Origin of the sequence: Aquitalea magnusonii, from assembly GCF_002217795.2 — a bacterium.
In the GTDB taxonomy this organism is placed as follows: domain Bacteria; phylum Pseudomonadota; class Gammaproteobacteria; order Burkholderiales; family Chromobacteriaceae; genus Aquitalea; species Aquitalea magnusonii_B.
The window spans coordinates 2861788-2887558 of the sequence record NZ_AP018823.1 but is presented as its reverse complement, the minus strand read 5'-3'; the positions used below and the strand labels follow the sequence as shown (position 1 = coordinate 2887558).

At 60.3% G+C, this 25771-nt stretch carries 23 protein-coding genes; 14 read left to right on the top strand and 9 right to left on the bottom strand.

Features of this window, described 5'->3' with window-relative positions:
- The first annotated feature begins 2 nt into the window (after window positions 1–2).
- From narJ to DLM_RS23885, 5 genes are all read left to right on the top strand, one after another.
- Window positions 3–650 carry a nitrate reductase molybdenum cofactor assembly chaperone gene (gene narJ / locus DLM_RS13820; protein WP_089084550.1) on the top strand — a complete coding sequence of 216 codons (648 nt, stop codon included), beginning with the start codon at window positions 3–5 and terminating at the stop codon, window positions 648–650.
- A 58-nt stretch (window positions 651–708) separates the two neighbouring features.
- Window positions 709–1395 (top strand): respiratory nitrate reductase subunit gamma, encoded by a 687-nt coding sequence (gene narI, locus DLM_RS13815; RefSeq protein WP_089084549.1) that lies wholly within the window; start codon window positions 709–711, stop codon window positions 1393–1395.
- Between the two features lie 625 nt (window positions 1396–2020).
- Complete coding sequence (locus DLM_RS13810) at window positions 2021–3082, top strand: GGDEF domain-containing protein (RefSeq protein WP_167467115.1); 1062 nt, start codon at window positions 2021–2023, stop codon at window positions 3080–3082.
- Window positions 3083–3212: 130 nt separating this feature from the next.
- Window positions 3213–4121, top strand: a complete 909-nt coding sequence (locus tag DLM_RS13805) for a DNA-3-methyladenine glycosylase family protein (protein WP_089084547.1) — start codon at window positions 3213–3215, stop codon at window positions 4119–4121.
- On the top strand, window positions 4118–4819 hold the full coding sequence (locus DLM_RS23885; protein WP_269461331.1) for a methylated-DNA--[protein]-cysteine S-methyltransferase: 702 nt from the start codon (window positions 4118–4120) through the stop codon (window positions 4817–4819). The genes DLM_RS13805 and DLM_RS23885 overlap by 4 nt, the downstream gene beginning before the upstream one ends.
- Window positions 4820–4825: 6 nt before the next feature.
- Here DLM_RS23885 and cls read toward each other — a convergent pair whose 3' ends face one another.
- Window positions 4826–6274 (bottom strand): cardiolipin synthase, encoded by a 1449-nt coding sequence (gene cls / locus DLM_RS13795; protein WP_197715412.1) that lies wholly within the window; start codon window positions 6272–6274, stop codon window positions 4826–4828.
- 115 nt (window positions 6275–6389) lie between these two features.
- On the opposite strand from cls, the gene DLM_RS13790 reads away from it, so the two are divergent.
- Both DLM_RS13790 and DLM_RS13785 read left to right on the top strand, forming a co-directional pair.
- Complete coding sequence (locus DLM_RS13790; protein ID WP_089084546.1) at window positions 6390–7295, top strand: ion channel; 906 nt, start codon at window positions 6390–6392, stop codon at window positions 7293–7295.
- Between the two features lie 126 nt (window positions 7296–7421).
- Window positions 7422–8345, top strand: a complete 924-nt coding sequence (locus DLM_RS13785; RefSeq protein WP_089084545.1) for a DUF808 domain-containing protein — start codon at window positions 7422–7424, stop codon at window positions 8343–8345.
- Window positions 8346–8348: 3 nt separating this feature from the next.
- Here DLM_RS13785 and DLM_RS13780 read toward each other — a convergent pair whose 3' ends face one another.
- On the bottom strand, window positions 8349–8822 hold the full coding sequence (locus tag DLM_RS13780; RefSeq protein WP_089084544.1) for an Lrp/AsnC family transcriptional regulator: 474 nt from the start codon (window positions 8820–8822) through the stop codon (window positions 8349–8351).
- 138 nt (window positions 8823–8960) lie between these two features.
- On the opposite strand from DLM_RS13780, the gene phhA reads away from it, so the two are divergent.
- Window positions 8961–9854, top strand: coding sequence for a phenylalanine 4-monooxygenase (gene phhA, locus DLM_RS13775; RefSeq protein WP_089084543.1), 894 nt, complete (start codon window positions 8961–8963; stop codon window positions 9852–9854).
- A 70-nt stretch (window positions 9855–9924) separates the two neighbouring features.
- Here phhA and DLM_RS13770 read toward each other — a convergent pair whose 3' ends face one another.
- The 7 genes from DLM_RS13770 to DLM_RS13740 all read right to left on the bottom strand — a co-directional run bounded on the left by DLM_RS13770 (window position 9925) and on the right by DLM_RS13740 (window position 20879).
- Complete coding sequence (locus tag DLM_RS13770; protein WP_167467114.1) at window positions 9925–11826, bottom strand: diguanylate cyclase; 1902 nt, start codon at window positions 11824–11826, stop codon at window positions 9925–9927.
- Entirely contained in the window at window positions 11819–12904 is a 1086-nt protein-coding gene (locus DLM_RS13765) for an HD domain-containing phosphohydrolase (protein WP_089084541.1), read from the bottom strand. The genes DLM_RS13770 and DLM_RS13765 overlap by 8 nt, the downstream gene beginning before the upstream one ends.
- Before the next feature lie 3 nt (window positions 12905–12907).
- The gene (locus DLM_RS13760; RefSeq protein WP_167467113.1) at window positions 12908–15679 is read right to left on the bottom strand and encodes a PAS domain-containing hybrid sensor histidine kinase/response regulator; all 2772 of its coding nucleotides are present in this window, start codon (window positions 15677–15679) and stop codon (window positions 12908–12910) included.
- Between the two features lie 80 nt (window positions 15680–15759).
- Window positions 15760–16128, bottom strand: coding sequence for a response regulator (locus tag DLM_RS13755; protein WP_089084539.1), 369 nt, complete (start codon window positions 16126–16128; stop codon window positions 15760–15762).
- Complete coding sequence (locus tag DLM_RS13750) at window positions 16125–17813, bottom strand: ATP-binding protein (RefSeq protein ID WP_167467112.1); 1689 nt, start codon at window positions 17811–17813, stop codon at window positions 16125–16127. Before DLM_RS13750 ends, DLM_RS13755 begins: the two co-directional genes overlap by 4 nt.
- Before the next feature lie 254 nt (window positions 17814–18067).
- A complete protein-coding gene (locus DLM_RS13745) occupies window positions 18068–18889 on the bottom strand; it encodes a hypothetical protein (RefSeq protein WP_089084537.1) in 822 nt (273 codons plus the stop codon).
- A gap of 1228 nt (window positions 18890–20117) precedes the next feature.
- Window positions 20118–20879 (bottom strand): XRE family transcriptional regulator, encoded by a 762-nt coding sequence (locus DLM_RS13740; RefSeq protein WP_420000719.1) that lies wholly within the window; start codon window positions 20877–20879, stop codon window positions 20118–20120.
- Window positions 20880–21030: 151 nt separating this feature from the next.
- On the opposite strand from DLM_RS13740, the gene DLM_RS13735 reads away from it, so the two are divergent.
- The 6 genes from DLM_RS13735 to DLM_RS13710 all read left to right on the top strand — a co-directional run bounded on the left by DLM_RS13735 (window position 21031) and on the right by DLM_RS13710 (window position 25769).
- On the top strand, window positions 21031–21351 hold the full coding sequence (locus DLM_RS13735) for a helix-turn-helix domain-containing protein (RefSeq protein WP_089084535.1): 321 nt from the start codon (window positions 21031–21033) through the stop codon (window positions 21349–21351).
- Between the two features lie 61 nt (window positions 21352–21412).
- On the top strand, window positions 21413–21889 hold the full coding sequence (locus DLM_RS13730) for a hypothetical protein (RefSeq protein WP_089084534.1): 477 nt from the start codon (window positions 21413–21415) through the stop codon (window positions 21887–21889).
- Entirely contained in the window at window positions 21886–24066 is a 2181-nt protein-coding gene (locus tag DLM_RS13725; protein ID WP_089084533.1) for a DNA-binding protein, read from the top strand. The genes DLM_RS13730 and DLM_RS13725 overlap by 4 nt, the downstream gene beginning before the upstream one ends.
- Window positions 24067–24098: 32 nt before the next feature.
- On the top strand, window positions 24099–24836 hold the full coding sequence (locus DLM_RS13720; RefSeq protein WP_089084532.1) for an AAA family ATPase: 738 nt from the start codon (window positions 24099–24101) through the stop codon (window positions 24834–24836).
- Window positions 24836–25459, top strand: a complete 624-nt coding sequence (locus DLM_RS13715) for a hypothetical protein (RefSeq protein WP_145985861.1) — start codon at window positions 24836–24838, stop codon at window positions 25457–25459. The genes DLM_RS13720 and DLM_RS13715 overlap by 1 nt, the downstream gene beginning before the upstream one ends.
- Window positions 25446–25769 (top strand): hypothetical protein, encoded by a 324-nt coding sequence (locus tag DLM_RS13710; RefSeq protein ID WP_089084530.1) that lies wholly within the window; start codon window positions 25446–25448, stop codon window positions 25767–25769. Before DLM_RS13715 ends, DLM_RS13710 begins: the two co-directional genes overlap by 14 nt.
- Window positions 25770–25771: the final 2 nt, after the last annotated feature.

The window sequence follows — 25771 nt, the reverse complement described above, 5'->3', positions numbered from 1 at the left end:
CCATGAACCAGTCACTGTTCAAGATTGCCTCGGCCCTGCTGTGCTATCCGGAGCCCGAGTTGCTGGCGGCGCTGGATGACATCCGCAGCGCACTGCAGGCCAGCCCCACCGCAGCCAGCATGCTGGAACCGCTGCTGGCGCAGCTGGAGGGCAGCGATCTGATCGCGCTGCAGGAAGGCTATGTACAAACCTTCGACCGCAGCCCGTCGCACTCGCTGCACCTGTTCGAGCATGTTCATGGCGAGGACCGCGCCCGCGGTCAGGCCATGGTGGACCTGATGGAAGAGTACAAGGCCCACGGTTTCGAGCCGGTCTGTGCCGAGCTGCCCGACTACGTGCCGCTGTTCCTGGAATTCCTGTCGCAGTGCGAAGCGGAGGAGGGCAGCCGCCTGCTGGGCGACGCGGTGCATGTGCTGGGCCATATCGCCGGCAAGCTGCGCGAGTCGTCCTCGCCCTATGCCGGGGTGCTGGACCTGCTGGTGTGGCTGTCGCCGGTCGCACCGGAGCCCTTGAGCGTGCCGCCCATCCGCGACATGGATGAATTGCTGGAAACCTTTGGCCCCGGTGCGGATGGCAGCGAGCCGCTGCTCAAGCCCGCCATGCCGGCCATTGCTCCGGTCAATTTCTACCCGTCGCGACCCGGCGCCTGAATCTGCCCGTTTCCGGCCCGCCCTGTCACGGGCAGGCCGGAACAGCAAGGAGAGAGATATGGACTATCTGCATCAATTCGTTTTCGGGATTTATCCCTACATCGCGCTCAGCATCTTTTTGCTGGGCAGCCTGATGCGCTTTGAGCGCGAACAGTACAGCTGGAAGAGCGAATCCTCCCAACTGGTGTATCGCGGCAATCTGCGCCTGGGCAGCATTCTGTTCCACATCGGCGTGCTGGGCCTGTTCTTCGGCCATCTGGTGGGCCTGCTGACTCCGTTGTCGGTATGGGAAGCACTGGGCGTCACCCACAGCTTCAAGCAGGTATTTGCCATGACGGCCGGTGGCATCATGGGTTCGCTGGGCCTGATCGGCCTGCTGATCCTGCTGCATCGTCGCCTGAGCAACCAGCGTCTGGCTGCCAATACCACCTGGCGCGACAAGCTGGTACTGCTGTGGCTGCTGGCCACGCTGGTACTGGGCCTGTGTACCATCGCCGTGTCCGCCCAGCATCTGGACGGCCACGAAATGGTGCTGCTGATGACCTGGGCGCAGCATGTCGTCACCTTCCGTGGCGATGCCGCGCAGTTCATCGTGGCCGCGTCTCCCATCTTCAAACTGCACCTGTTCATGGGGATGAGCGTGTTCGTCATCTTCCCGTTTACCCGGCTGGTGCATGTGTGGAGCGGTTTTGGCGCAGTCAGCTATCTGGGACGTGCCTGGCAGTTGGTACGCCCGCGTGCCTGAGCGCTAAGCGCATTTGGCAGTACAGGCCCTGCGGGGCCTGCGGCAAGCACCTGCGTCACACAGGCCCGGCAATCATGTCGGGCCTGTTTGCTGTCACTCCTTCCCCTCGGCTTGCGGTGTTGACCGGCGCTCGCTGTGTCAGGCCCTTATCGCACATGCGGTCCGCCGCCCATACCATTCTGGTTTATGACACGGTGTCGCCGTCTTGCTATACCGGAAACAGCGTCTGCCGCCCCCGGCCCCGCCCTTGTTTGCCAGCCGGCTACATGCTTGCCGCCTGGCGTGGGCATTTTCCGTTCGGCAAACCGGCCTGACTAGGTAAGCCCTGTGCATGCTGTTAGAATTTTATTTCTTGTATTAACACAGCTATTTTTTTATTTTAAAAATAACGGGGAGAGCCTTGTGCCTGCAGCAGTCTTGCGGCGGCATGAGCACTGTGGGAGCTGGCCAGGACTGTCGGGTGCCAGGGTGGCGGACTGCTGTGCCGCTGTCATCCCATCTGCTGGGTGATGCTGGCCCGGTCCGGCACTTTGCGCTGGCTGCCGCCGCCACGCCACCGGCATGTCCCTGTCACCTTGCACTGCCGGCCACCAGCCGGTGTCTTGTCGACAGCAGAGTCAACACCATGAATAGCCATGAAAAAGCAACAGAGGCTGATTTCTACCAATACATGCGGGGCAGGTTGTACCGGCCGGTCGTGTTTCTGGAAAGTGCCTGCATCGTGTTCATCATTGCCAGTTTTTTGCTGAACCCGTATCTGACATCCGGCATCAGCCGGCTGGAGGCCATCTTGCTGGTCTGTATCAGCCTGATCAGCCTGGCTAAGGCAAGGTGGCCCAGCATCCTGCTGTGGCGGATGGGAACCTGTCTGTATTCGCTGGCACTGATGTTGATTTCTGCGTTGGAAGTGCAGGACATGGCTGGCCGTGGCGATCCTTTCATCGTCCCCATCCTGATTTCCATCTGGTTTTACAATGCGTTTGTGACACCGTCCAAATATGACTGTCTGGCCATTCTGCTGCTGACCGGCTTTGCGGCCAGCCTGGTCTGTGGCCGCAGCCTGATGTCCGGCATGGCACCGGAGCTGTTTGGTTTACTGGTATTCGCCGTGTTTGTTGTGGCCATCACGCTGAACCGGACCATGCTGACCATGATGCATTCGATGTTCTTCATGCAGGACGAATTCCGCCGTCTGGCGGAAATCGACCCGCTGACCAAAATTCCCAACCGGCGTGCGCTGTTTGCCCGGCTGGATGACAAGCTGCCGCTCCATCAGCAGTCATGGTTCTGGGTGCTGATTGACCTGGATGACTTCAAGCAGATCAACGATCGCTACGGACACGCGGCGGGTGATCAGGTGCTGGTGTGTTTTGCCGACTTGCTGGTGCGTCTTAGCCAGCCCGCCTTTCTGGGCCGCATCGGCGGCGAGGAGTTTGGCCTGCTGCTTAGCCGCCAGTCGGCCAGCCAGGTGGATCAGTTGCTCAATCGGCTGCAGGCTGCCGTGGCTGCCGCCCGGCCCGGTGGCGTGTGCTTCAGCTTCAGTGCCGGCGTGGCCAGTTTTACCCCCGGTGTTTCCACTGCGGATGTGCTGCGGATGGCGGATCAGGCCATGTATGCGGCCAAGCGGCAGGGCAAGCGCCAGGTGGTCTTTGCCAGCGGCAGTCCCCAGATGGCCGATGCCATCTGACAGCTCGCGCCGCCACCTAGCCACGCATGCAAGGCGTGGAATGCCGGCGCAATTTGCAAGGTGCCGCCCGCTGGCTTCTGCGCGATAATCCGGTCCTGGTCAGCAGGATGAGCACATTGTGGGAGCATGCATGCAGCAGGTGGTGGAATATGGCTTTGCCCTGGATTTGCCGGAGGACTACCAGGCTGCCAGCGTACTGGCCTACCATGGCCGCGATCCGGCAGGCCCGGCCGAATGGCAGCAGGGCAGCCGATTGCGCAAGGGCCTGCTGCTGGCGGGCTGCCCGCTCTGCCTGCAACTGGATTTCAGCGGGCCTGCGCTGCAGGTAAAGGCAAGCGGAGCGGCCAGTCATGACTGGGACGCCTTGCTGCCCAGTGTGCGCCAGGCCGTGCTGCGCATGGCGGGGCTGAACGGCCAGCGCGCTGCCTGGATGCAACTGGGGCGCCAGCAGCCGGATGCCGCGCGTCTGCTGGCGGGCAAGCCCGCGCTGTGGCTGCCGCTGACTGCCGAACCGTTCGAAGCCTTGTGCTGGGCCATCATCGGCCAGCAGATCAATCTGTCCTTTGCCACTGCGCTCCGGCGCAGCCTGATTCAGCTCTCTGGTGTGCCGATTGCCGGCAGCACCTTGCTGGCCCATCCCGGCCCGGAGCAAGTTGCCGCGTTGTCTGCCGAGCAACTGACGGCGCAGCGTTTTTCCCGCTCCAAGGCCAGTTATTTGCTGGGGGCCGCCCGCGCCGTGCTGGATGGCAGCCTCCCGCTGGCGGACTTGTCCCGGCAAGGGGCGGAGGCGGCGGAGCGCCAATTGCTGGCCCTGCATGGCGTGGGGCCGTGGACAGCACGTTATGTGATGCTGCGCGGCCTGGGCCTGGGCGATTGTGCGCCGATTGGCGACAGTGGCCTCGCTACCGCCTTGCAGCGCTTTTATGCGCTGGCCGCGCGGCCCGATGCGCGCCAGACCGAGCAGCTGATGCAAGTCTTTTCACCCTGTCGCAGTCTGGCCACCCTGCATTTGTGGGCCAGCCTGACGGAGCATGCATGAAACCCGAGATACCCGATCTGTTCAGCCAGGATGCGCCTGAGGTGTCCAGCCTGTCTGCGCCCGCTTCGCGCGCGGCTGCCCCATTGTTTGCCCAGGGTGGCTTGTGGGATGGCAATGCCGGCACGCCCCAGGCACCGTCAAGCAGTCCGCAAGCGGAAGATGGCAGCATGACCGCCATGAGCGTGCCGCCCAACGCCGCCTGCCACGGCGTGGTGGACACCCGCTTCGGCCCCGCCATGGTGTGGCTGGACCTGCAAGGCCGCCTGCTGCGGCTGGATTTTCATCTGCAACAGGAAATGCAGCGGGCGGTGTTGTCCGGCAGCCGGCGCGACGATGCCGCGGTGGCCGAAGTGGCGCGCCAGCTGCATGAATACCAGCGCGGTGAGCGGCGCAGTTTTGATATCCCGCTGGCCGCGCATGGTACGGATTTCCAGCAGGAAGTGTGGGCGGCGCTGTGCCGGATTCCCTACGGCCAGACCATGAGTTATGGCGAACTGGCACTGGCGCTGGGCAAGCCCGGTGCGGCCCGCGCGGTGGGGCGGGCCAATGCGACAAACCCGATTGCGCTGATCGTGCCCTGCCACCGGGTGCTGGGGGCGGATGGCAGCCTTACCGGCTATGCCGGCGGCTTGCCGCTGAAGGCCGCCTTGCTGCGCTTCGAACAGGAAAACACCGTGCCCGGCCTGTTTGCCGGCTGAGCCGCCTTACAGCAAGGGGCCCAGCATGGCGACGGCATTGTTCCACAACCGTCGCCACAGCGGCCAGGCGGCCACGCTGTCGGCACCAACCAGGCTGCAGTGCTGCAGGTATTGTTGCTGCCGCTGACGCAGCGCTGCGGTTAATTCGCGGTCGTGGCACAGCAGATTGTTTTCGTAATTCAGCTCGAAACTGCGCCGGTCCAGATTGGCCGAGCCGATCAGGCACACTTCCTCGTCCACCGTCAGCAGCTTGCTGTGCAGCAAGCCGCCGTGATATTCGGCAATCACCACTCCGGCGGCCAGCAGCTCGGCGTAATAGCTGCGGCTGGCGGCGCTTACCACCAGCGAATCATTGCGCGCCGGCAATTGCAAGGTGGTGGCCACCCCGCGCTGGGCTGCCGCACACAGCGCGGATTGCAGTGCTTCGTCCGGCACGTAGTAGGGGGTGGTGATGGTGAGCGTATGACGCGCGCTATACATCAGCACCACAAACAGTTCCGGCATGGCCGAATGACGCGCGGTGGGGCCGGTGCCGATGGCTTGGGCCAGGATGCCGCCGCGGGTGCTGCCCTCTGCTGGTGGCGGCGTGCTGGCAAGCAGCGGGATCAGGTTCTCCCCGGTAGCCAGCATCCAGTCGGTGGCAAACAGCCGCTGCGTCTGCTGCACCACCGGCCCGCCAATGCGGATGACGGCATCCACCCACGGTGCAAAGCGCGGCTTGATGCGAAACTCCGGGTCGGCACAGTTCTGGCTGCCGCAGTAGCCGGTGTAGTGGTCTATCACCACGATCTTGCGGTGATTGCGCAGGTCTATCCGCCCGCTGAACGGGCGCAGCAAGGGATTGCCCACCGGCAGGGCTGCTGCCAGTTTCACCCCGGCGGCCTGCATTTGCCGCCATAGCGGCGAGTGCAGCAGATCGCGCGAGCCGACATCATCCACCAGCACCCGGCATGTCACCCCGCGTTGTGCCGCCCGTATCACCGCCTGCGCCATGCGGCTGCCGTTATGGTCTGGCAGCCAGATATAAAACAGCAGGTGGACATGCTGCTGCGCGGCATCGATATCGGCCACCATGCTGGCAATGGTGTGGTTGGAGTCGGCCAGCAACTGTGCCTGATTGCCCTGGCAGGCGGCAAAGCCGCTGATGGACTGGCCGACACGAAACAGCGCCGCCTGATGGTCAGGCAGTGCCTGCCCGCTGCCACCGGCCGGCAAGGCCGGGAGTGCCGGCAGTTGCTGCTGGATGCGCGCCAGCCTGGCCATGCGTCGTTTGCCGATGCTGACCTCGCCAAGCAGCAGGTAGGCCAGGATGCCGATAACTGGCATGGCCAGAACCACGACAATCCAGGCAATGCGCGCCGCAGGGTCGCGGTAGGGGCGCAGCAACACGCGCACCACCAGCAGTAATTGCAGGCTGAGGTGTAACAGCAGGATCACGGCAGAGTAGGTGCTCATGGCTGGCATCATGCCAGAGTGATGGCGGCGGCGTCCAAACTGCGCGGCGGGAGGTGGATTGACGCTGGCCAGAGGGCTGCAGACAATGGCGGCAACCGGTGAAAGAGGCAGACAGATGAAGCAGCACGGCAAGGGAAGGCAGGTGGAAGTGGGAGGGCGCATCATTCATGTGCATCGCTTGCCGCTACGGCTGGCACACGATGTTTACCATGTGTGCATGACCATGAGCTGGCCGCAGTTCTATGTGTGCATTGCCGCCTTGTTTTTTGTACTCAATGTCGTGTTTGCCAGCCTGTACCAGTTGGGTGCGGCCAGCATTGCCAACCAGTACCCGCGTGACTTCTGGGGCGCGTTTTTCTTCAGCGTGGAAACCCTGGCCACCGTGGGCTATGGCGACATGCATCCGCAGACGGTATACGCCCATGTGGTCAGCATGCTGGAAATCTTCATCGGCATGATGAGTCTGGCCCTGGTCACCGGTGTGACCTTTGCCCGCTTTTCCTTGCCGCGCTCCCGCATCGTGTTTGCCCGCCACCCGGTGATCCGCACCATGGATGGCCAGCAGGTATTGATGCTGCGCGCTGCCAATGCGCGGCAGAACGTGATTGTTGATGCCCAAGCGCAACTGCACATGCTGCTCAATACGGTCAGCAGCGAAGGTACTGCGCTGCGGCGGCTGCATGATCTCAAGCTGCAGCGCCAGCACCATCCCATGTTTGTGCTTAGCTGGACGCTGATGCATGTCATCGACGCATACAGCCCCTTGTATGGCCGCAGTGCCGAAGAGCTGGCGCAGCTACGTGCCGGCTTCATCCTGTCCATCAGCGGCAGTGATGAAATCACCCGTCAGCCCATGGCGTCGCGCCATATCTTCCAGCATGAGGACATCCGCTGGAACCATCAGTACCAGGACCTGCTGTATACCGATGAACACGGCGAGGACCATGTCGATTTTGGCCTGCTGCACGCGATTTCCCCCATGCCCGAGCCGCCCGCTCCCGCGACGCGGCCCGGCGGCTGAGCCACTGCAGTCTCCTTCCGCTACAATGACCCGGCCTGTCGCTCAGGACCAGCCGGCCTCGATGCCGGTTGCCAATAACAGTGGCGGCCCACCGGGCCAGCCGCATCAGGATGTGAAGGAAAAATCATGGCGGGAGCCAGCCTGTTAACTTTGCTAGACGATATTGCCACCGTGCTGGACGATGTGGCGGCCATGACCAAGGTGGCCGCGCGCAAGACCGCCGGGGTATTGGGGGATGATCTGGCGCTGAATGCGCAGCAGGTAAGCGGTGTGCGGGCCGAGCGCGAATTGCCGGTGGTGTGGGCGGTGGCGCGCGGCTCCTTGTACAACAAGGCGATTCTGGTGCCGATTGCCCTGGCGCTGAGCGCCTTTGCTCCCTGGGCGGTGATGCCCTTGCTGATGCTGGGCGGGGTGTATCTTTGCCTGGAGGGGATGGAAAAGCTGGCGCATCCCTTGTTGCATGACAAGGAGGAGGATGCCGCGCACGAGGCCGAACTGTCAGCCATGCTGGCTGATCCGGCCCTCGACCCGCTGGTGATGGAAGCGCAAAAGGTGAAGGGGGCCATTCGCACCGACTTTGTCTTGTCCGCCGAAATCATTGCCATCACGCTGGGTACGGTGGCCAGTGCGACATTCAGTTCGCAACTGGTCGTGCTGGCCGGCGTGGCGCTGATCATGACCGTGGGGGTATACGGTTTTGTCGGACTGCTGGTGAAGCTGGATGACATCGGCTTTTACCTGCTGCGCCAGGGGGGCAGGCTGCGTAGCCTGCTTGGCCGTGGCCTGATCCATGGCATGCCCTGGCTGATGAAGGCATTGGCCGTCATCGGCACCGTGGCCATGTTCATGGTGGGCGGCGGCATCATCAGCCATGGCTGGCCCTGGTTGCACCATGCCATCGAGGGCGTAGTGCATCCGCTGTCGCACCTGCCGGGCATCGGTGCGCTGGCACGTCTGCTGTTGCCAGCCATTCTGGATGTGCTGGTGGGCATGCTGGCAGGCACGCTGGCGCTGCTCCTGCTGCTCTCCTGGCAGCGTCTGCGCCGTTGAGATTCAGCCGCGTGCGTGCGGCAATGGCAGTTTGCTGGTGTGCTTGATGGCGTCCAGAATGATGGTGGACTTCACGCTGCGTACCAGCGACAGCTGCATCAGCCGGTTCATCACGAAGCGCGACAGCGAGGGCAGATCGGCCACCACGATGCGCAGCAGATAGTCGGCTTCGCCGGCGGTGGCATAGCATTCCAGCACTTCCGGCAGCGCATCGATGGCCTGGGCAAATTCACGCAGCGAACTCTCGCTGTGCCGCTCCAGGCTGACATGGGCGAAGGCCATCACCGACAGGCCGATTTTTTCCGGCAGGATGTTCACCTGATAGCCCTGCACCACCCCGTTTTCTTCCATGCGCTGCAGGCGGCGGCCAATCTGCGAGGCGGACAGCGCAATCTGCTGGGCCAGCTTCTGGTGGGTGCTGCGCGCATCCTGCTGCAAGGCTTGCAGAATCTGCCAGTCAAAACGATCCAGTTCCATTAATGCATATCCTGTGCGTAGATTTGCTATTTCATGCGTGAAGTATGCAAAAAATCAGCAATCATGGCAAAACTTGCGGACCTGCCGCAGGCGATCGCTTCTACACTGAAAACATCCCCACCTACCGGATGTGCCACCATGAACGACCGCAGTGCTTTTGTCGTCCCCGACATCACCACCCGCAAGAACCAGGGCCTGGGCCATGATGCGACCGACTACACCCTGGCACAGCCGCAGCAGCGCTATAGCGCAGAGGACCACGCCACCTGGGCCACGCTGTACCGGCGTCAGTGCGCCATGCTGCCGGGCCGCGCCTGTGATGAATTCATGCAGGGGCTGCAGCAACTGGAAGTGGATGCCGAACGCGTACCCGATTTCGAGCGGCTCAACCGCAAGCTGCTGGCCGCCACCGGCTGGCGCATCGTGGCGGTACCGGGGCTGATTCCGGATGAGGTGTTCTTTGCCCACCTGGCCAACCGCCGCTTTCCGGTGACCTGGTGGCTGCGCGAGCCGCACCAGCTGGACTACCTGCAAGAGCCGGACGTGTTTCATGACCTGTTCGGCCATGTCCCGCTGCTGATGAACCCGGTATTTGCCGATTACCTGCAAGCCTATGGCCAGGGTGGCATGAAGGCCAAGCATCTGGGCTTTCTGCCGGTGCTGGCACGCCTGTACTGGTACACGGTGGAATTCGGCCTGATCAATACGCCGCAAGGCATGCGCATTTACGGTGCCGGCATTGTGTCCAGCAAGTCCGAATCGCTGTACTGCCTGGACAGCGACAGCCCCAACCGGCTTGGTTTTGAGCTGCAACGGCTGATGCGCACCCGCTATCGCATCGACACCTTCCAGAAAACCTATTTTGTCATCGACAGCTTCCAGCAGTTGTTTGACGCCACGGCGGTGGATTTTGCCCCCATCTACCAGTCGTTGCAGACCATGCCGGTACTGGGGGCGGGGGATATCGATGCTGCCGACAAGGTATTCCATGTCGGCAGCCGTGTCGGCTGGGCGGATAGCGCCGATCTCTGAGGCCAGGGCGGGCGGCCACAAGACAAGCCAGCGCCATCTGTGGCCGCTGGTTTTTGTGCCTGCGGAGCCTTCAGGGCGCGGCTTCCACCCGGTTGCGGCCGGTGCGCTTGGCGCGGTACAGCGCCTGATCCGCTGCCTTGATCAGTGCCTCCACCGACACATGAGCGGTATTTTTCTCTGCCACGCCTATGCTCACCGTCAGGCTTAGTGCCAGTCCGGAAGCCACCATATTGCGACCGGCCAGGGTGGCGCGGATGCGTTCGGCCACCTGGATGGCGGTGGCCAGCCGGGTATCCGGCAGGATGATGAGGAATTCCTCGCCACCAAAGCGGCAGATAATGTCGGTACGGCGGCAGAACAGCCGCAAGATGCCGGCAAACTGTTGCAAGATGATGTCGCCGACATCATGGCCGTGTTCGTCATTCACTACCTTGAAGTGGTCGATATCCAGCATCAGTGCCGACAGCGGTTGCTGGCTGAGCTTGGCTTCCTCCCAGATCTGCGGCAGGTAGCGCATGGCGTAGCGACGATTGTAGAGGCCGGTCAGGCCATCGGTCTGGGCCGCTTCCTGCGCCAGTTGGTTGTCGATGGACAACTCCTCCAGGTGGCGGCGCAGCAGGGCCTGCTCCTGGCGCAGGCTGCGCTGTTCCTGGATGATGCGCTGCCCGGCCTTGAGCCTGGCTTGCAGGATGCGCGGCGGTATCGGCTTGCTGATGAAATCGTCCGCCCCGCTGCTGAACACGGCGGCCAGATTGTCTTCATCGTCCAGGATGGTCAGCACGATGATGTAAATCTGCCTTCCTTCCGGGATGGCGCGCAGGCGGCGGATCAGTTGCAGGCCATCCACCTCGGGCATCGCCAGGTCGGTAATCACCAGTTGCGGCGGATGTTTGAGCACCAGTTCATAGGCTTCCTGGCCATTGGCCGCCACTTCCACCTGGTGTCCCAGAATTTGCAGCAGGCGCTGCAGCATCATGCGCTGGCTGGCTTCGTCTTCCACCACCAGGATGTGCAGGGCTTCCTGTTCTGCTTCCGGCTCCGGTGGGCGCGGGCTGATTTGCTGGCGGCGCTCCAGCAGCGAGAAGGATTCCTGCTGCGGGGTGGCAATGGCGAGCTGGGCATTCCATTCGCGCCACTCGCGCAGCACTTCATCACACAGGCGCGGGAAGTGGCTGGGATCGACCTCCAGCCGGCTGGCCTGCTTTTTCAGGGTTTCATAGCTGTGGACACGCGCTTCGCCAGCCAGGAAACACAGGTCGGCCAGTCGGCTGGCCAGATGCAGACACAGGCACAGCCGTGCCGCCCGCGAACTGTCCACGCTGCTGGGCAGCGCAGGGTCTTCGTGCTGTCTGACCGCCTCGCAGAACATCACCGGCAGCCCCCAGTCACGCAGCAGGGCGGTGGCGATATCCAGATGGTGGTAGCCAAAACGGGCGTCTTCCTGCCGGGCCAGGCCATGGGCATAGGGGCCGCCGTGTGTGGCAATCAACTGGCCATAGGCTTGCGGGTGCAGCGTGGCCATGGCCAGTTGGCCGATGGAAGACAGCATGCCGATGGTGAACAGCTCACCGGGCGGGGCAATGCGTAACTGGCTGCCCAGCAACTGCATGGAGGCTCCGCAGGCCAGTGCGCGCGACCAGTGAAAGTCATAGTCAAACTCCCGGCACTGGCCGCGCCGGTGCTCGGCCACCAGGGCAAAGGTGAGGGCTACCTGATGCACGGCATTGAGGCCGATGGACATCAGCACGTCCGGCGTAAGCGCCACGGCAGGGCGGCTGCGCGCATAGGAGGCGGAATTGGCCAGCTTGAGCAGGCGGCCTATCATGACCGGGTCGGTGTTGAGCACGGCAATCAGCTCGGGCAGCGGTACATTATTGTGCTCGCTCAGTTGCATGATTTTCAGTACCGTGCCCTTGGGCGAGGGCAGATTGCCGCTGATTTTCAGTTCATTGAAGGTGGCAGCTTCAAGCATGCGGCGCTCCAGGGGGCTGGTGCGTCGGGCTGGCTGCATCTTGTTCGTCGGCGTATTGCTGGCGGATGATCATGACTTCAGGCCACTGGGCAAGCAGGGCATCGACACAGGCGGGGTCGAAGTGCGTACCCTTGTGGCTTTCCAGGTAGTGCCTGGCTCTTTCCAGCGGCCAGGCTTGTTTGTAGGGGCGTGAGGAGGTCAGCGCATCAAACACATCGGCCACGGCCACGATGCGTCCCCACAGTGGAATATCGCTGCCGGCCAGGCCGTGCGGGTAGCCGCTGCCATCGAATTTTTCATGGTGGCTCAGTGCCACCACGGCAGCGCATTGCAGCAGCGGTGATACCGAGCCGCTGAGTATCTCGTGGCCAAACAAGGGGTGCTGGCGCATGATGGCCATTTCATCCGGGGTGAGCCTGCCGGGCTTGAGCAGGATGGCATCCGGGATGCCCACCTTGCCGATATCGTGCATGGGGGCGGCTTCCTGCAGCATTTCCTGTTCCTGTAGCGGCAGGCCAAGCTGGCGGGCAATCAGCCGGGTATAGGCGGACATGCGCAAGAGGTGGGCGCCGGTTTCCGGGTCACGATATTCTGCCGCGCGCGACAGGCGCAGGATGGCTTCCTTTTCCCGCGCGCGGATTTCCGCCGTGGCCAGCTTGACTTCTTCCATCAGCCAGGCGGCGCGGTTGGCCAGTTGCTGGCTGCTTTTGCGCAGGGCCAGCAGGTTGCGCACCCGCACGGTCAGCTCCACCTTGTCCACCGGCTTGGTCAGGAAGTCGCGTGCGCCTTGTTGCAGCGCCAGGTGGCGCACATCGCGTTCGGTATCGGCGGTCACCATCACCACCGGCACCTCCTGCCGCTGCGGCAGGGCAAAAAAGCGGCGCATGAATTCCAGCCCGTCCATCTCCGGCATCATGTAGTCCAGCAAAACCAGGTCCGGTTCGGATGTGGCACACCAGGCCAGCGCCTGCTGCGGGTCGGCAAAGGTATCTACCGTCACCCCATCCAGTTTTTGCAGGATATGGCGCAACAGCAGCAGATTGGTGTCGTTGTCGTCCACCACGATGACATGCGACATCGCTCAGTCCTTTCCATAGGCGGCAATAAAGGCCAGCAAGGCATCCATTTCGCTTTCTATCTGCAGCGCTATGCTGCGGATAGCCTCCTGGCTGTTGTCCACGGCGGCGGCGTGCAATTGCCCGGCCAGTGCCGCCAGCGCATCGGCCCCCACATTGGCGGCGCTGCCCTTAAGCTCATGCGCCAGTTGGCGCAGTCCCTTGCCGCCTTGCTGGATGTCCAGCCGCAGCCGTTCGCGCCAGCGCAGCAGCGAGTCGCGGAAGATGTCCAGCATTTCGGCAATGCCAACCGGATCATCACCCAGGAATTCGGTAAGGCGCTGCACGGTAAAGCTGCCGGGCTGGCCGACGCTGCTGGTGGTGGGGGGCAGGGTGGTTTGCGGGTGCTGTGGCAGCCATTGCTGCAGCAGGGTCTTGAGTCTGGCGTATTCGATGGGCTTGGCCAGATAGTCGTCCATGCCGGCGGTGATGCACAGTTCGCGGTCGCCCTCCATGGCATTGGCCGTCATGGCAATGATGGGCAGATGCTTGCCCTGTGCCGCTTCGCTTTCCTGCTGCCGCAGCAGGCGGGTGGCGGCATAGCCGTCCATGTGCGGCATCTGGCAGTCCATCAGAATGGCATCGTATTGTTGCTGCTCCACGGCCTGCAGCACCTCGCCGCCATGGCTGACCACATCCACCCGGTAGCCCAGCTTGTGCAGCATGCTGGCCGCAACGCGCTGGTTGACCGGATTGTCCTCGGCCAGCAGCAGCCGGTGATGATAATGCTGGTGCGGGGTGGCATTTGCCGCCGCCATGGCGTCGGCTTGCGGGGTGTGCAGGCGGATATTGCCCGGTGTCCATTGCACGGTCAGCGCATCAAGCAGGGCGGATTGCTTCATTGGCTTGTGTACTACGGCAATGCCTTGTTGCGATAGCGCGCTCTTGCGGTTGCCATCCTGTTCGTTCAGGCAGACCACCATGGGAATGCCTTCCACGGCCAGGGTCTGTACTGCTTGTTCCAGCGTGGCATCCGGCAGCGGTTCCACCAGCAGCAGCACATCGGGTGTGCTGTTGGCCGCCGCCAGTTGGCGCAGGGTTTCCAGCATCTGTGCCAGGCTGGCGGCGCAGTGGTGCGGCACGGCCCAGCTATCCAGGTAATGGCTCCACAACTGCTGGTTGCTGCTGCTGTCGCCCGCCAGCAGTAACAGGTGCTGGCTGGGGGTGTGGCTGGCTTGCAGGCAGCAGTCATTGCCGGTGGATTGCAGCGGCAGGGTGATCCAGAATTCCGAGCCGACGCAGGGCGTGCTCTGCACCCCGATCGTGCCGCCCATGGCTTCGGCCAGCCGCTTGCAGATGGCCAGCCCCAGTCCGGTACCGCCATATTTGCGCGTGGTGGAGCTGTCTGCCTGGGAGAAGGGCTGGAACAACCGGCTGCGCGCCTGATCGGACAGGCCGATGCCGGTGTCTTTGACGCACAGCCGCAGCATGGATTGCGTATCTCGGCCTGGTTCCAGCGTGGCCGATACCAGCACCATGCCGTGTTCGGTGAACTTGATGGCATTGGACAGCAGGTTCAGCAGGATCTGGCGCAGGCGGGTAGGGTCGCCCAACAGGCTGTCCGGCACCTCGGGAGTGGCGAAGCTGGCCAGGGTAAGGCCCTTGTTGTGGGCCTTGTTGGCCACGATGTCCACGGTGCCTTCCAGCAACTGGCGCAAGGAAAAGTCGATGTTTTCGATTTCCAGCCCGTCAGCTTCGATCTTGGAGAAGTCCAGGATGTCATTGATGATGGACAGCAGGGTGTCAGCCGACATCTTGATGGTGCGGGCAAAGTCGGACTGCTCGGCATCCAGCGGCGTATCCATCAGCAGGTCTATCATGCCGATCACCCCATTGAGCGGGGTGCGGATTTCATGGCTCATGGTGGCCAGGAATTCGCTCTTGGCCCGTGCCGCGGCTTCGGCCGCGCGCGTGGCTTGCAGCATTTGCTGCTCGCGCTGGCGAATGGCGCTGATGTCGGCAAAGGTGGTGACGCTGCCAACCAGTTGCCCTTGCAGCAGCAGCGGCGTATTGCTGACGCGCACTTCCACCGCTCGCCCATCCTTGCTGAAAAACAATTCCTCGCTGGAGCGGTATACGTCTTTGCGCTGCAGTGCCTGAAAGATGGGGCAGTCTTCCCGCGCTACCCGGCGACCATCGGCACGATGGTGATGAATGCAATCATGCACCTTCTGGCCGTGCAGCTCGGCAAAGCGCCAGCCCAGGATGCGTTCTGCCTGCTGGTTCATATAGGTCAGGCAGCCTTCCATGTCCATGGCGATGATGCCGTCGTCCATATTGTCCAGCAGGGTGGAGAGCCACAGTTCCTGCTTTTTCTGTTGCGTGACATCACGCAGCACCACCCGTAGCCGGGGTGCGCCCGCCGTGACTGGCAGGCGACAGAAGCTGGCTTGCAAGGAGAGGGCCTGGCCAACCCGGTCGGTCATCACCAGTGCGGTGGCTGCTGCCTGTTCTCCTTGCAGCACACGCTGGCATTGCGTCCGGAATGCCGCCTGGCTGTCGCTGGCCAGCAACTGGTATATGTTGAGGCTGCCAAGTTCTGCCTGGTTGTAGCCCAGAGCCTGCTGCCAGCTTGTGTTGGCATACAGTATCTGCCCATCCGCCGTGCAGTCTTGTATCAGGTCTCCCAGTTGCTCCAGTTGTTGCAGCAAGGTGTTATCCAGGGCGGCACTGCTGCCGGTGCTCTTCGCCGTGCTGTGGTGCGGCTCGGGAAGGGATTGCTGTTCTTGTTCTTGCACGTTCAACTATGTTCCACCGGCTAAGTCTTGGGGTAAAAGGGCGGTCATTGCGCAGCCAGCGCTGCCTGTTCAATCGGGTTTCATTCCGGCATGGCCAGTGCGGCCACCAGGCTGTCCCGTGTCAGCGGTTTGGTGACGATGGCATTGAAGCCGGCCTTGAGCATGGCATCCTGCTCGTCACTCATGGCGTGGGCGGTGTAGGCAATCAGCCGTAAATCCTGCCAGCGCGGCTCGGCGCGCAATTTGCAGCACAGTTCGATACCGCTCATGCCCGGCATGCTGATGTCCAGCAGCACGCAGTGGTAGTCGTGTTGTTGCAATTGCTCCAGCGCTTCGTAGGCGCTGGAAGCCTGATCGGTCTTCCAGCCCATGCGTTGCAGAAACAGGCCTGCCACCTTGCGATTGATTTCGTCATCATCAACGACAAGTATGGTGTCCAGCTTGCTCATGCTTGTTTTCCTTCCAGCGGAATGCTGACGTGGAATACCGTGCCCACGCCGACTTGTGATTCAAAACCAACCTTGCCTGACATCAGCCGCACCAGTTCCTTCACCAGCGCCAGTCCCAGGCCGGAGCCGCTTTGCGCCCGGGTCAGGAAGGCATCTGCCTGGCGGAATTGCTCGAATACCAGTTGCTGCTGATTGGCCGGAATACCGCAGCCGGTATCGCGGATAGTCAGCTGCAATTGCTGTGCGCTGACATGGGCATCAATCCGGATACCGCCCTGCTCGGTGAATTTCACTGCATTGTCCAGCAGGTTGTTCATCACCTGGGTCAGTTTGGTGCGGTCCAGTCTTGCCGTATCCGGGCAGTCTGCCGCCTGCTGGTAGCTGAAGTCCAGTTGCAGTCCCTTGCCTTCTGCCTTGGGCCGGAACAGCTCCACCGTGTCACGCAACATGTGCGCCAGATTCACCTCCACGATTTCCATCGGCATGCGTCCGGCTTCGATGCGGGCCATGTCCAGAATGGAATTCACCAGCGTCAGCAAATGCTGCCCACTCTTGTGAATCATGCTGGCGGTTTCCAGATCGGCAGCATCGCTGAGGGAAGATTGCAGGAATTCCGAGCAGCCCAGGATGCCATTGAGCGGTGTGCGCAGCTCGTGCGACATGTGGGCCAGGAATTCCGACTTCATGCGGTTGGCCGACTCGGCCTGCACCTTGCTCTGCTTCAGGCGCAGCACCATCTGGTACATCACGAAACCGGCGGCGCAGATCAACAGGCTAACCACGGCGGCCACCAGGAAATAGGCATTACGGTGCTCGTGGAAGTCGGCCATGGCCTCGTCCTCGCCCATGCCCATCAGCACCGCCAGCGGGTAGCCATCCACCGCCCGGAAGCTAACGGAGCGTTGTATATGGTCTATGCTGCTAAGCTGCTGGTAAAAGCCGCGGTCATGCGCCGGCCATTGCTTGAACAGGCCGCTGCCGCTGATATCCATGCCAATGCCGGTACCGCTGGCACTGGTGCGCGCACGCACAATGCCATCCGCACCCACCAGCGTCACCACACCGGTCTTGCCCAGGTGCAGATCCTTGTAGAAATTGGTGAAGTAGAAGGGGTCAACCGATACCACCACCACGCCGCCAAAGCTGCCATCGGGCTTGTTGATGCGGCGGGTGAATTGCAAGGACCATTTTTTCGAAGCACGGCCCTTCACCGGTTTGCTGATGAACAACTGGCCGCTGTCCTTGGCGATGTGTACCTTGAAGTGCTCGCGGTCGCTCAGATCAACCCGCTTGAAGTTGGGTACACTGGACATTTCCAGCATGCCATCCGGACCGATGATGGCAATCTGCACGAACAACTGGCTCTGGATGATGCCCTGCTTGATGTAATGCGGCAGGTCCATCTTGTTGCCTTCGGACTCGTACTCGTATTTCAGGAACAGTACCGACTGGTCCACCGCGCGGATGGTGCGGGAGATGTGCTCCTCGAACACCCGGACCAGGTTTTCGCTCTGCCGCTGCATTTCTGTCTGGCTGCGTATCTTGTCGGTATTCACCTGCCAGAGCACCGCGCTCCAGATCATGGCTACCAAAAACAGACTGAATAGCGGAATCATCCATTCCAGGTTAAGCGCGCCCAGGCCATGTTCGAACAGCCGCGCAATGCCGCGTTTCTCTTGTTTCATCTTTCCCCCGCTACCGTTTCCTGGGACGGAAACAGCCATTACATTTTTATATTGTGCTGGCTGGCGTTCCGGTAGCTTACTGCTTTGGTGTGCTGCTACCGTTTGCGCGGCACATGGCCTGCGGCCAGTTTCCCCTGTCCAGTCTGTTTCCATGCTAGCTGCCCGCGGTGGCTGGCACTTTGACCTAGGGCATGCTCATGTTTTTTTATAGGATTCAACTTTTAAAAGCGACAGCCATTACAGCAGTTATCAGATCAAATCACCGCCCATAGTGCCAGCATTACCCCGATGATGAGCACTCCCATCAGAATTTGCGAAGTATTGCGCTCTTTTTGCAGGGCGGATTTCATACTGCTGTGGGCCGATTCCAGCCGGGCCACTTTTTCTTCCAGCGCCGCACGCGACTCGTCCTGCATGGCCAGCGATTGCAACATGGCCTCGCCGCCCACCTCCTGGATATGTTCCTTGTCCCAAACCCCCAGCAGGCGGCTGATTTTGTCCTTGAAATACAGGCCGGTACGCTGTGCTGCATCTTGCCAGTCAAACTGAAAACCCTGGCTGGCATAAAAGGCATTGCGGCGCAGCTTTTCTTCTTCACTGGCATTGCCGGTAATGGCAATCAACCCCGGATTGATGGCGTAATCCGGGTAAATGCCCTTCACCCAGCTAATGGTCTGGGCAAACAGAAAAGTGTCCAGCCCCTTTCCGGCAAAGGCTTCGGTGCAGTTGACCCCGTTTTTAGGGCCGAAAGTAACCGAGCGGCTGGGATGGTCAACCCGCACCCAGGCGCAGTTATAGGTAGTGTGAAAGCGGGCATCGTCATTGGCGTAATGTTGCCATTGGCTGCCTTCTATCCGGGCAAAACCACGGAATTGCAGACGGAAGAAATCTGATTGACTTGTCATGGCACGGCTGCGGTGCAGGATGCCATAGATGGGGGCGCCACTGGCGCTGAGTGTCAACACCGTTTCCCCCAGGGGCATGGCCATGGTGGCGAGTGTGTTCTCGTTTTCCGGTGCGCGCAGCTCCGCTTCTGGCTGCGGTTCTGGTTTGTTGGTGTTGGCAGGCGTATTCATGCGCTAATCATAGCGTACTCATGCTGCAGCGTTGTGCAGGAAATCCTGAAATCAGTGCATGGCAGGCTTGTTGTTGGTGCGGCGCAGCAAAAAATGTCGGTTTTTTCCGACGCCATGTCTGGAAAAAAGCTGGCACGGTGTTTGCATATAGCTAGGTGCATACCCGGTGGCGCCGGGTTTGCGAGTGAGTCTGTCCCGTTGCAATCTGCGGCTTTAATCGTGCATCAAGCCAGGCCTGGGCAATTTGCCCAGGCCCTTTTTTTATTCCCGTCACGCAGTAGCAGGGGCTGATTTCCTGTCCGACCAATTCCTATCATCTGCAGCAGCTTAGTAAAAACAGGTTTTGTATCCGCTGGCGCGGATGATAAATTTCCTGCCGCATCCGCGCGGCGGCGGGGAAGGGGCCTTTGCTTGGCCAAAGGCCCCTTCCAACCCCAAAGGCCACCCTACAAGCATGGCCTGCGGCTGCCCTCCGGGGCCTGACACTGCTGCGGCACGGCTGGAACTCGCGATTGGCTAAGGTCCAATCGCTCAAACAGCCAGCCGCTTAAAACCGCAGCAGCGTCACCCGTCGGCATGCTTGACGGGGTCCAGTGGGCGCGTTGGTGCGGTGGTTTTACAGCGGAGAAAATGGATTTATTCGGGAGCGTTTCACAGTAGATCGCCCCTTCGGGGAATCCATCCTACAGGGCAGGTGCGTAGGGTGGAAGCCCCGGAATTACCGGGGCGTTCCGCCACGATCCGACCAGATACATCCGGCTTATGCAGCGAAAATAACAGGGTTTTGCATCCGCTCACGCGGATGATGATTTGAGTGCCGCTTCCGCGCGGCGAACGGGAAAGGGATCTTTGCTTGGCCAAAGATCCCCACTACGGGAAAAGCTAGCCACATCGTATGGCCTGCGGCTGCCCTCCGGGGCCTGACACTGCTGCGGCACGGCTGGAACTCGCGATTGGCTAAGGTCCAATCGCTCAAACAGCCAGCCGCTTAAAACCGCAGCAGCGTCACCCGTCGGCATGCTTTGTGGGGTGGTAGTTAGTTTGTCACCAGGGAGAGGAGAGGTGCGACCGGCGGAGAGCCTTATGCTGTAGGCTTTTCAGCCAAGATAGCAGCCAAAACGGCTTGCAAAATTTTTGGCAGCGATTGCGAGTAAATGGCAAAAAATTAGCAGCGTTTTGGCACCGAAGTAGCAGTAAACGCGATGAGCTTAGTAAGAATTAACAGCCATTAGATCTGACGCCCAAACCAGACAACACGACCGATTACTGAAAAATCAACGTCAGGGCTGTTCATGTCTATCTCAAACGGATCGTAGGCTTCGTTGGCGCTCAGAACCCGCAGCTTCGCTCCTGGTAGCTTCTGTACACGCTTGACGATCAAATCATTATCAACCCGCAGCACATACAGCCCACTGGTGAGGTGCGTATCAGCATGATTCACCAGGATCACATCCCGATCATTCAAAACCCCCTCCATTGAATCACCTTTGACCGACAGCACTGACAAGTCTTTTGGGTCAACGCGCAGGTAGTTCTCAATCCAGTACTTGCGGAAAGACATGGTGAACATGGGCTTTTCACCAGAAACTGCCGCCCCATGTCCAGCTGCCGCCTTCAGGTTGTAACGAGGTATGAAAACGAACTCTTCCAGATCTACTGGATTGCCTAGCGTGTCGTGGCATGGGCAAGACCGCTTATTGCCGTCAACAGCCTGGTCGGTAGGCGATGCGCCTTGGCCGGTAGCAAGCCATTCAACAGACACGCCCCCAGCTTTAGCCAAGGCAATCAAGGTAGATAGCGTTGGCTCTCCACCATTAATCAACCGCTGAAGACCCGTTTGCGATACGCCAGATGCTGTAGCAAAAGCACGCACGCTCTTGAATGCAGGCAGCAAGGAGGCAAGCCTTTGGTGAAAGCCTGAGCTTTCAGGTTCACCGGCTGAACTTGAAAGTTGATCTTTGAAATCTTTCTCAGCTTTAGGGTTCATGATAAGCCTTTGAATTTTAAGCAAACAATCCGACCAATTGCACAAATGGCAACATTTGCTATTACTTTGAACATGAAAATGAACCTTTTCATGTTTACTTTGAACCTATTTGGTCATATCATGTGCTCACATAATCACCGCAAGAGATTAAGAAATGAGCACATCAGCAAACCAAAAAAAAACCGCCGAGGATTGGCACCGGGCGGACATCGTCGCGGCCGTCCATAAGGCTGGCTGGTCTCTTCGCAAGCTATCCATCGCGGCTGATCTGAGCCCGAGTGCGCTGAACAATGCACTGGATAGAGCGTGGCCGAAGGCGGAAAAAATCATCGCTGCCGCCATCGGCGTTGAGCCGGAAGCCATTTGGCCGAGCCGCTACGAGAAGCGCCATTTTAAGCCAGTTTTCCCAAGTATTCCCCCTTCCTCAGTAAATACCCTCAAAGCATCGCAACGCACTGTTGCTGCTGTTGAGTAAATCGTAGCGATGGCGGCAGTTAATCGCCAGCGCTCCGATTCTCGCACAGGAGTTAATGCCCATGAGAAACCGCAAGGGTCAATCTATCCCAAGCAGTCTGGACGATGCGATTCAGTGCCAGCTGGCTGCCGCTGAAAAGCTCGGTTTGGTGCCCAAGCGCATGGCTGATCTGATGGGCGTCGATGTGAAGACCTACTACCGCTGGATGGCTGAGTCCTCCATTCCTCTTAACCGTGTCCGTCAGTTTGAAACCTTCTGCAAGGCTTCGCACATCAGCGAATACCTCTGCACCGCACATGGTGGCCGAGTGGTAATCACGATCCCTACTGGCAAGAAAACCAAGGCCAGCGACCTGGGCGAAATGCAGGGCAACTTCGGCAAGGTAGTGATGCTGCTGGAACAGTTTTATCGCGACAAAACGGACCTGCAAGAAACCTTAGGGGCATTGAATGAGGTGCTGTCTCAGGTGGCGTACCACCGCGAGAACGTTATCAAAATCGGTCAGCCAGAACTTGAACTATTCGGAGATGTGGCATGAACCAAGGCCATATCGAAGTAAAAACACATTACAGCGCTGCCGAACTAGCGGCAATGAGGTTGCCTGGGTTGCCTGGGACGATTCAGGGGCTTGGCATCAGAGCAAAAACTGAAGGCTGGGATGCCAGGAAGAAATCAGGTCGTGGCGGTGGCTTTGAATACTCCCTCGCAAGTCTTCCTGCTACCGCACAGGAAGAGCTGAAGAAACGCCAAGCCAAGGCTCTGCTGGCCAATGCTAAGGGGTCTGAGCAGGCTACTACTCGCGAAAAACGCATTGTCCGTCGTGAAGAACAGCTGAATCTGACCTTGCATACGGTGGATCAGTTGACCGATGCCCAGCGTGTTGTTGCCGAGGCTCGCTGTGCCCTGGTGTCCGAGGTGCTGAAGGTGGCTATGGTGCTGGGCAAGAAAAAAGCCACGCTCCATGTCGCAGATGCAGCCAAGAACCGGGCGCTGCCGGAATTGCTGCAACAACTGGTGGACCGGGCCAATGCCAAGAGCAATGACGACCGTGCTGTCAGCAGCCGCACACTGTTCCGCTGGTGCAGCCTGTTCGAGTCGACCAGCAGTCCGATTGAGCGCCTGCGCCGCTTGGCTCCACAGCAGCGCCAACCCGATATGACCCTACCTTGGTGGATGGGTGAGTTTCTGGCCGCTTACCGCCGGCCGGGCAAGCCGCCGCTGGCAGAGGCATACCGGGAGTTCCTGAAGAACCTGCCAGTTAACGAAGATATTCCCAGCGAGCACACAGTGCGTCGCTCCCTTAAAAAGCTGCCGCCGGTAATGCTCTATCAAGGCCGCCACACGGGTGCCGCTTTGAAATCGAAGCTGCCATTTATCCGCCGTGACTGGAGTCAGTTGCAGCCTGGGGATGTCTGGGTTGGCGACGGTCACGGCATGAAATGCACCGTGATCAATCCAGAGACCGGCAAGCCCCAACAAATGGAGGTCTCGCTGGGTCTGGATGGCGCAAGCCGTCTGGCCGTGGGTTGGAGTATCTCCCTGTCCGAGAACGTCATTGCGGTATCGGACATGCTGCGCCACGGGATGACCCGCTTTCCGCCACCGCTGATGTACTACAGCGATAACGGTGCTGGCGAGACCGGCAAGGTATTGGATGCGCCGCTGACCGGGATTTTGCCGCGTATCGGCATTCACCACGAAACCGGCATCCCTGGAAACCCGCAAGGCCGTGGCCTGATTGAGCGGGCCTGGCAGACGATCACCATCCCGCTGGCCCGTAAATACCCGACATTCCGTGGCAATGGTGCTGATCGCGACACGCTACGTCTGGTGAATCGTGACGTTACCCGCGCACTGAATGCGGCCAAGAACGCCCCGGAAGGCATCGCTGTATCTATCCCTCATGTACCGAGCTTCGCCCAGTTCGTAGCGGATCTGGAGGCAGCCATTGCCGAGTACAACGACCGGCCACATAGCGAACTGCCGAAGCGCGGTGGTGTGCATATGACGCCGAGAGAGTACTACGACGAAAAATGCCGCAAGGAAGACACCGTGCTGTCGCCCTTGGAGCTACAAGACCTGTTCCGCCCCACCTTCATCCGCACTGCACGCCGTGGCGAGGTGCAGTTATGGAACAACGTCTACTTCAGCCGGGAGCTGATGCTGGTGGATGGGCAGGAAGTGCAAGTGGGCGTGGATATTCATGACCCGGCCAACGTGGTGATCCGCACTTTGGAAGGTCGATTTGTTTGCCTGGCCGGGGTGGATGGCAATAAACGCGCTGCCTTCCCGGTATCGATGCGCGACAAGCTGCTGGAGAACCGTGTGAAGGGTCAGGTTCGCCGCGCCCAAGACAAGATCGATCTGGCCACCGCCACCTTGCGGCCAGCCCTCGTTATGGCAGAGGGCGAAGTCCTGCCAGGCATCACTGGCAGGGATATCGCAGGGGCTTTCGAACGGATGCCGGTAGTGCAGGAAGTTGCCGAAGCCGCGTTAACGGCCCCCACCGCAGTACGAACCGTTAACGGTGACGACTTTCAGGTGCCAACAGAACCGCAACAGCGCATTGAGCTGCACCGGGCATTGCGAGCACAGGCAGAAGCTGGCGTGACGCTCAGCGAACGCGAGGGGAAATGGCTCACCAGCTATGCCAAGAGCCATGAATACAAAGTAATGACCAAAAAATTTGCCGATGCGGTCGAGGCATCGGCGTAACTAAAACACGTATCTGAAAAGGATTCTCAGACATGAGCGAACAATTCGTCAACCGCATTGCGCCGATTGCCAATCTTGATCTGGTCGCGGTGGTAATGGAAAAGCTGGTTAATCGCCAGGATGGCCTGCCCGGCTTCGCGGTTTACTACGGCCCGTCCGGCTGGGGCAAAACGACAGCGACGGTGGCTGTGGCCAACCGCAGCCGCGCCTACTACGTCCAGATGCGTAGTGCCTGGAACCGCAAGACGCTGCTGGAAAAAATTCTCTTCGAGATGGGCATCAAACCTACTGGGACCATCCCTGATTTGCTGGACCAGATCTCCGAACAACTGGCGGCCAGCCGTCGCCCGCTGATTCTGGACGAGTTCGATTATGCCGCCTCCAAAGACGGGATGATTGAACTGGTACGCGACATCTATGAAGGCAGCCAGTCCAGCCTGCTGCTGGTGGGTGAGGAAATGCTGCCGAACAAGTTGAAGCGTCATGAGCGCTTCCATGGTCGTGTGCTGTCCTGGCTGCCTGCTGCCCCTGTCAGCTTGGATGATGCGCGCAAGCTGGCGGCGATCTACTGCCCGGATATCACCTTGGCCGACGATCTGTTGTCGCACCTGGTTACGCTGAGCCATGGGTCGGTGCGTCGAGTATCGGTCAACCTGGTCAACGTCTATGACGCGGCTCTGATTGAAGGCTGGGATCAGGTAGACCGCTCGGCATGGGGTGACCGCCCCCTGTATACCGGCGATGCGCCGAAACGTCGGGGGAGCATCTAATGTCGGCGACCACCGCTCGTAAAGCTAAGCCAATGCAGAGTGCCGGTGGCCGTGGTTCCTTCCAACGAATTTGGGAAGCCATTCGTACTCGTCGTGAAGATTTCACTGCCTTCCTGATCCATAGCGATTCGATGGCTACGCTGGGGGCCATCCAGCATTACATCAATGCCCTGGTTAAGGGCGGATACGTCGAGCGCATCAATACTCGTAGCAAGTGCAACGACCAGCAGCATTTCCGTCTGATCCGTGACTGCGGAATCGAATACCCGCGCCTGAACGCCAAGGGTGAGCCCATTCAGCGTGATCTGTGTACCGAAGCGCTATGGAGAACGATGCGCATCGTCGGCGGAGAGTTCACTACACGTGAGCTGGCCGTACAGGCCAGCACGCCAGAACGTGCCATCGCCCACACCACCGCGAGCGTGTACATCGGCCAACTGATCAAGGCCGGATACGTGGTTAAGGTCAAAGCAGCCAGCAAGAAATCACCTCCTCGCTATCGCTTCGAGCCTCAGCGTTATTCCGGGCCGCGCCCACCGGTCGTCGGCCGCAACACCTACGTGTACGACCCGAATCTGGACAAGGTGGTGTGGCAAGAGGAGATGAATCATGACGACTTCTGACACCCATTGGCTTGACCTGCTCCGAATGGAAGCCGAGCGCACCAGCATGCGCGCAGTAGCCAGTCGTTTGGGGTACAGCGCTGCCACCGTCAGCCTGGTACTAGCGGGAAAGTATCCGGGCAAGAGTGATCGGATTGCCAAGGCCACGCTGGCGTTATTGGACGTGGTCAAGTGCCCACACTCCGACCAGACCATGACGCAAATTGAGTGCCGCTCTATTTCTCTTGGAGCTGCCCCAACGCACCACCCGATGAAACTGGGCCACTGGCGAGCCTGCCAGCGCTGCCCGAACCGCCCGAAAGGAGAGTGACC

Coding starts and splice junctions, on each gene's coding strand:
- narJ (WP_089084550.1), top strand. CDS start 3: ATGAACCAGTCACTGTTCAAGATTGCCTCGGCCCTGCTGTGCTATCCG.
- narI (WP_089084549.1), top strand. CDS start 709: ATGGACTATCTGCATCAATTCGTTTTCGGGATTTATCCCTACATCGCG.
- DLM_RS13810 (WP_167467115.1), top strand. CDS start 2,021: ATGAATAGCCATGAAAAAGCAACAGAGGCTGATTTCTACCAATACATG.
- DLM_RS13805 (WP_089084547.1), top strand. CDS start 3,213: ATGCAGCAGGTGGTGGAATATGGCTTTGCCCTGGATTTGCCGGAGGAC.
- DLM_RS23885 (WP_269461331.1), top strand. CDS start 4,118: ATGAAACCCGAGATACCCGATCTGTTCAGCCAGGATGCGCCTGAGGTG.
- cls (WP_197715412.1), bottom strand. CDS start 6,274: ATGAGCACCTACTCTGCCGTGATCCTGCTGTTACACCTCAGCCTGCAA.
- DLM_RS13790 (WP_089084546.1), top strand. CDS start 6,390: ATGAAGCAGCACGGCAAGGGAAGGCAGGTGGAAGTGGGAGGGCGCATC.
- DLM_RS13785 (WP_089084545.1), top strand. CDS start 7,422: ATGGCGGGAGCCAGCCTGTTAACTTTGCTAGACGATATTGCCACCGTG.
- DLM_RS13780 (WP_089084544.1), bottom strand. CDS start 8,822: ATGGAACTGGATCGTTTTGACTGGCAGATTCTGCAAGCCTTGCAGCAG.
- phhA (WP_089084543.1), top strand. CDS start 8,961: ATGAACGACCGCAGTGCTTTTGTCGTCCCCGACATCACCACCCGCAAG.
- DLM_RS13770 (WP_167467114.1), bottom strand. CDS start 11,826: ATGCTTGAAGCTGCCACCTTCAATGAACTGAAAATCAGCGGCAATCTG.
- DLM_RS13765 (WP_089084541.1), bottom strand. CDS start 12,904: ATGTCGCATGTCATCGTGGTGGACGACAACGACACCAATCTGCTGCTG.
- DLM_RS13755 (WP_089084539.1), bottom strand. CDS start 16,128: ATGAGCAAGCTGGACACCATACTTGTCGTTGATGATGACGAAATCAAT.
- DLM_RS13750 (WP_167467112.1), bottom strand. CDS start 17,813: ATGAAACAAGAGAAACGCGGCATTGCGCGGCTGTTCGAACATGGCCTG.
- DLM_RS13745 (WP_089084537.1), bottom strand. CDS start 18,889: ATGAATACGCCTGCCAACACCAACAAACCAGAACCGCAGCCAGAAGCG.
- DLM_RS13735 (WP_089084535.1), top strand. CDS start 21,031: ATGAGCACATCAGCAAACCAAAAAAAAACCGCCGAGGATTGGCACCGG.
- DLM_RS13730 (WP_089084534.1), top strand. CDS start 21,413: ATGAGAAACCGCAAGGGTCAATCTATCCCAAGCAGTCTGGACGATGCG.
- DLM_RS13725 (WP_089084533.1), top strand. CDS start 21,886: ATGAACCAAGGCCATATCGAAGTAAAAACACATTACAGCGCTGCCGAA.
- DLM_RS13720 (WP_089084532.1), top strand. CDS start 24,099: ATGAGCGAACAATTCGTCAACCGCATTGCGCCGATTGCCAATCTTGAT.
- DLM_RS13715 (WP_145985861.1), top strand. CDS start 24,836: ATGTCGGCGACCACCGCTCGTAAAGCTAAGCCAATGCAGAGTGCCGGT.
- DLM_RS13710 (WP_089084530.1), top strand. CDS start 25,446: ATGACGACTTCTGACACCCATTGGCTTGACCTGCTCCGAATGGAAGCC.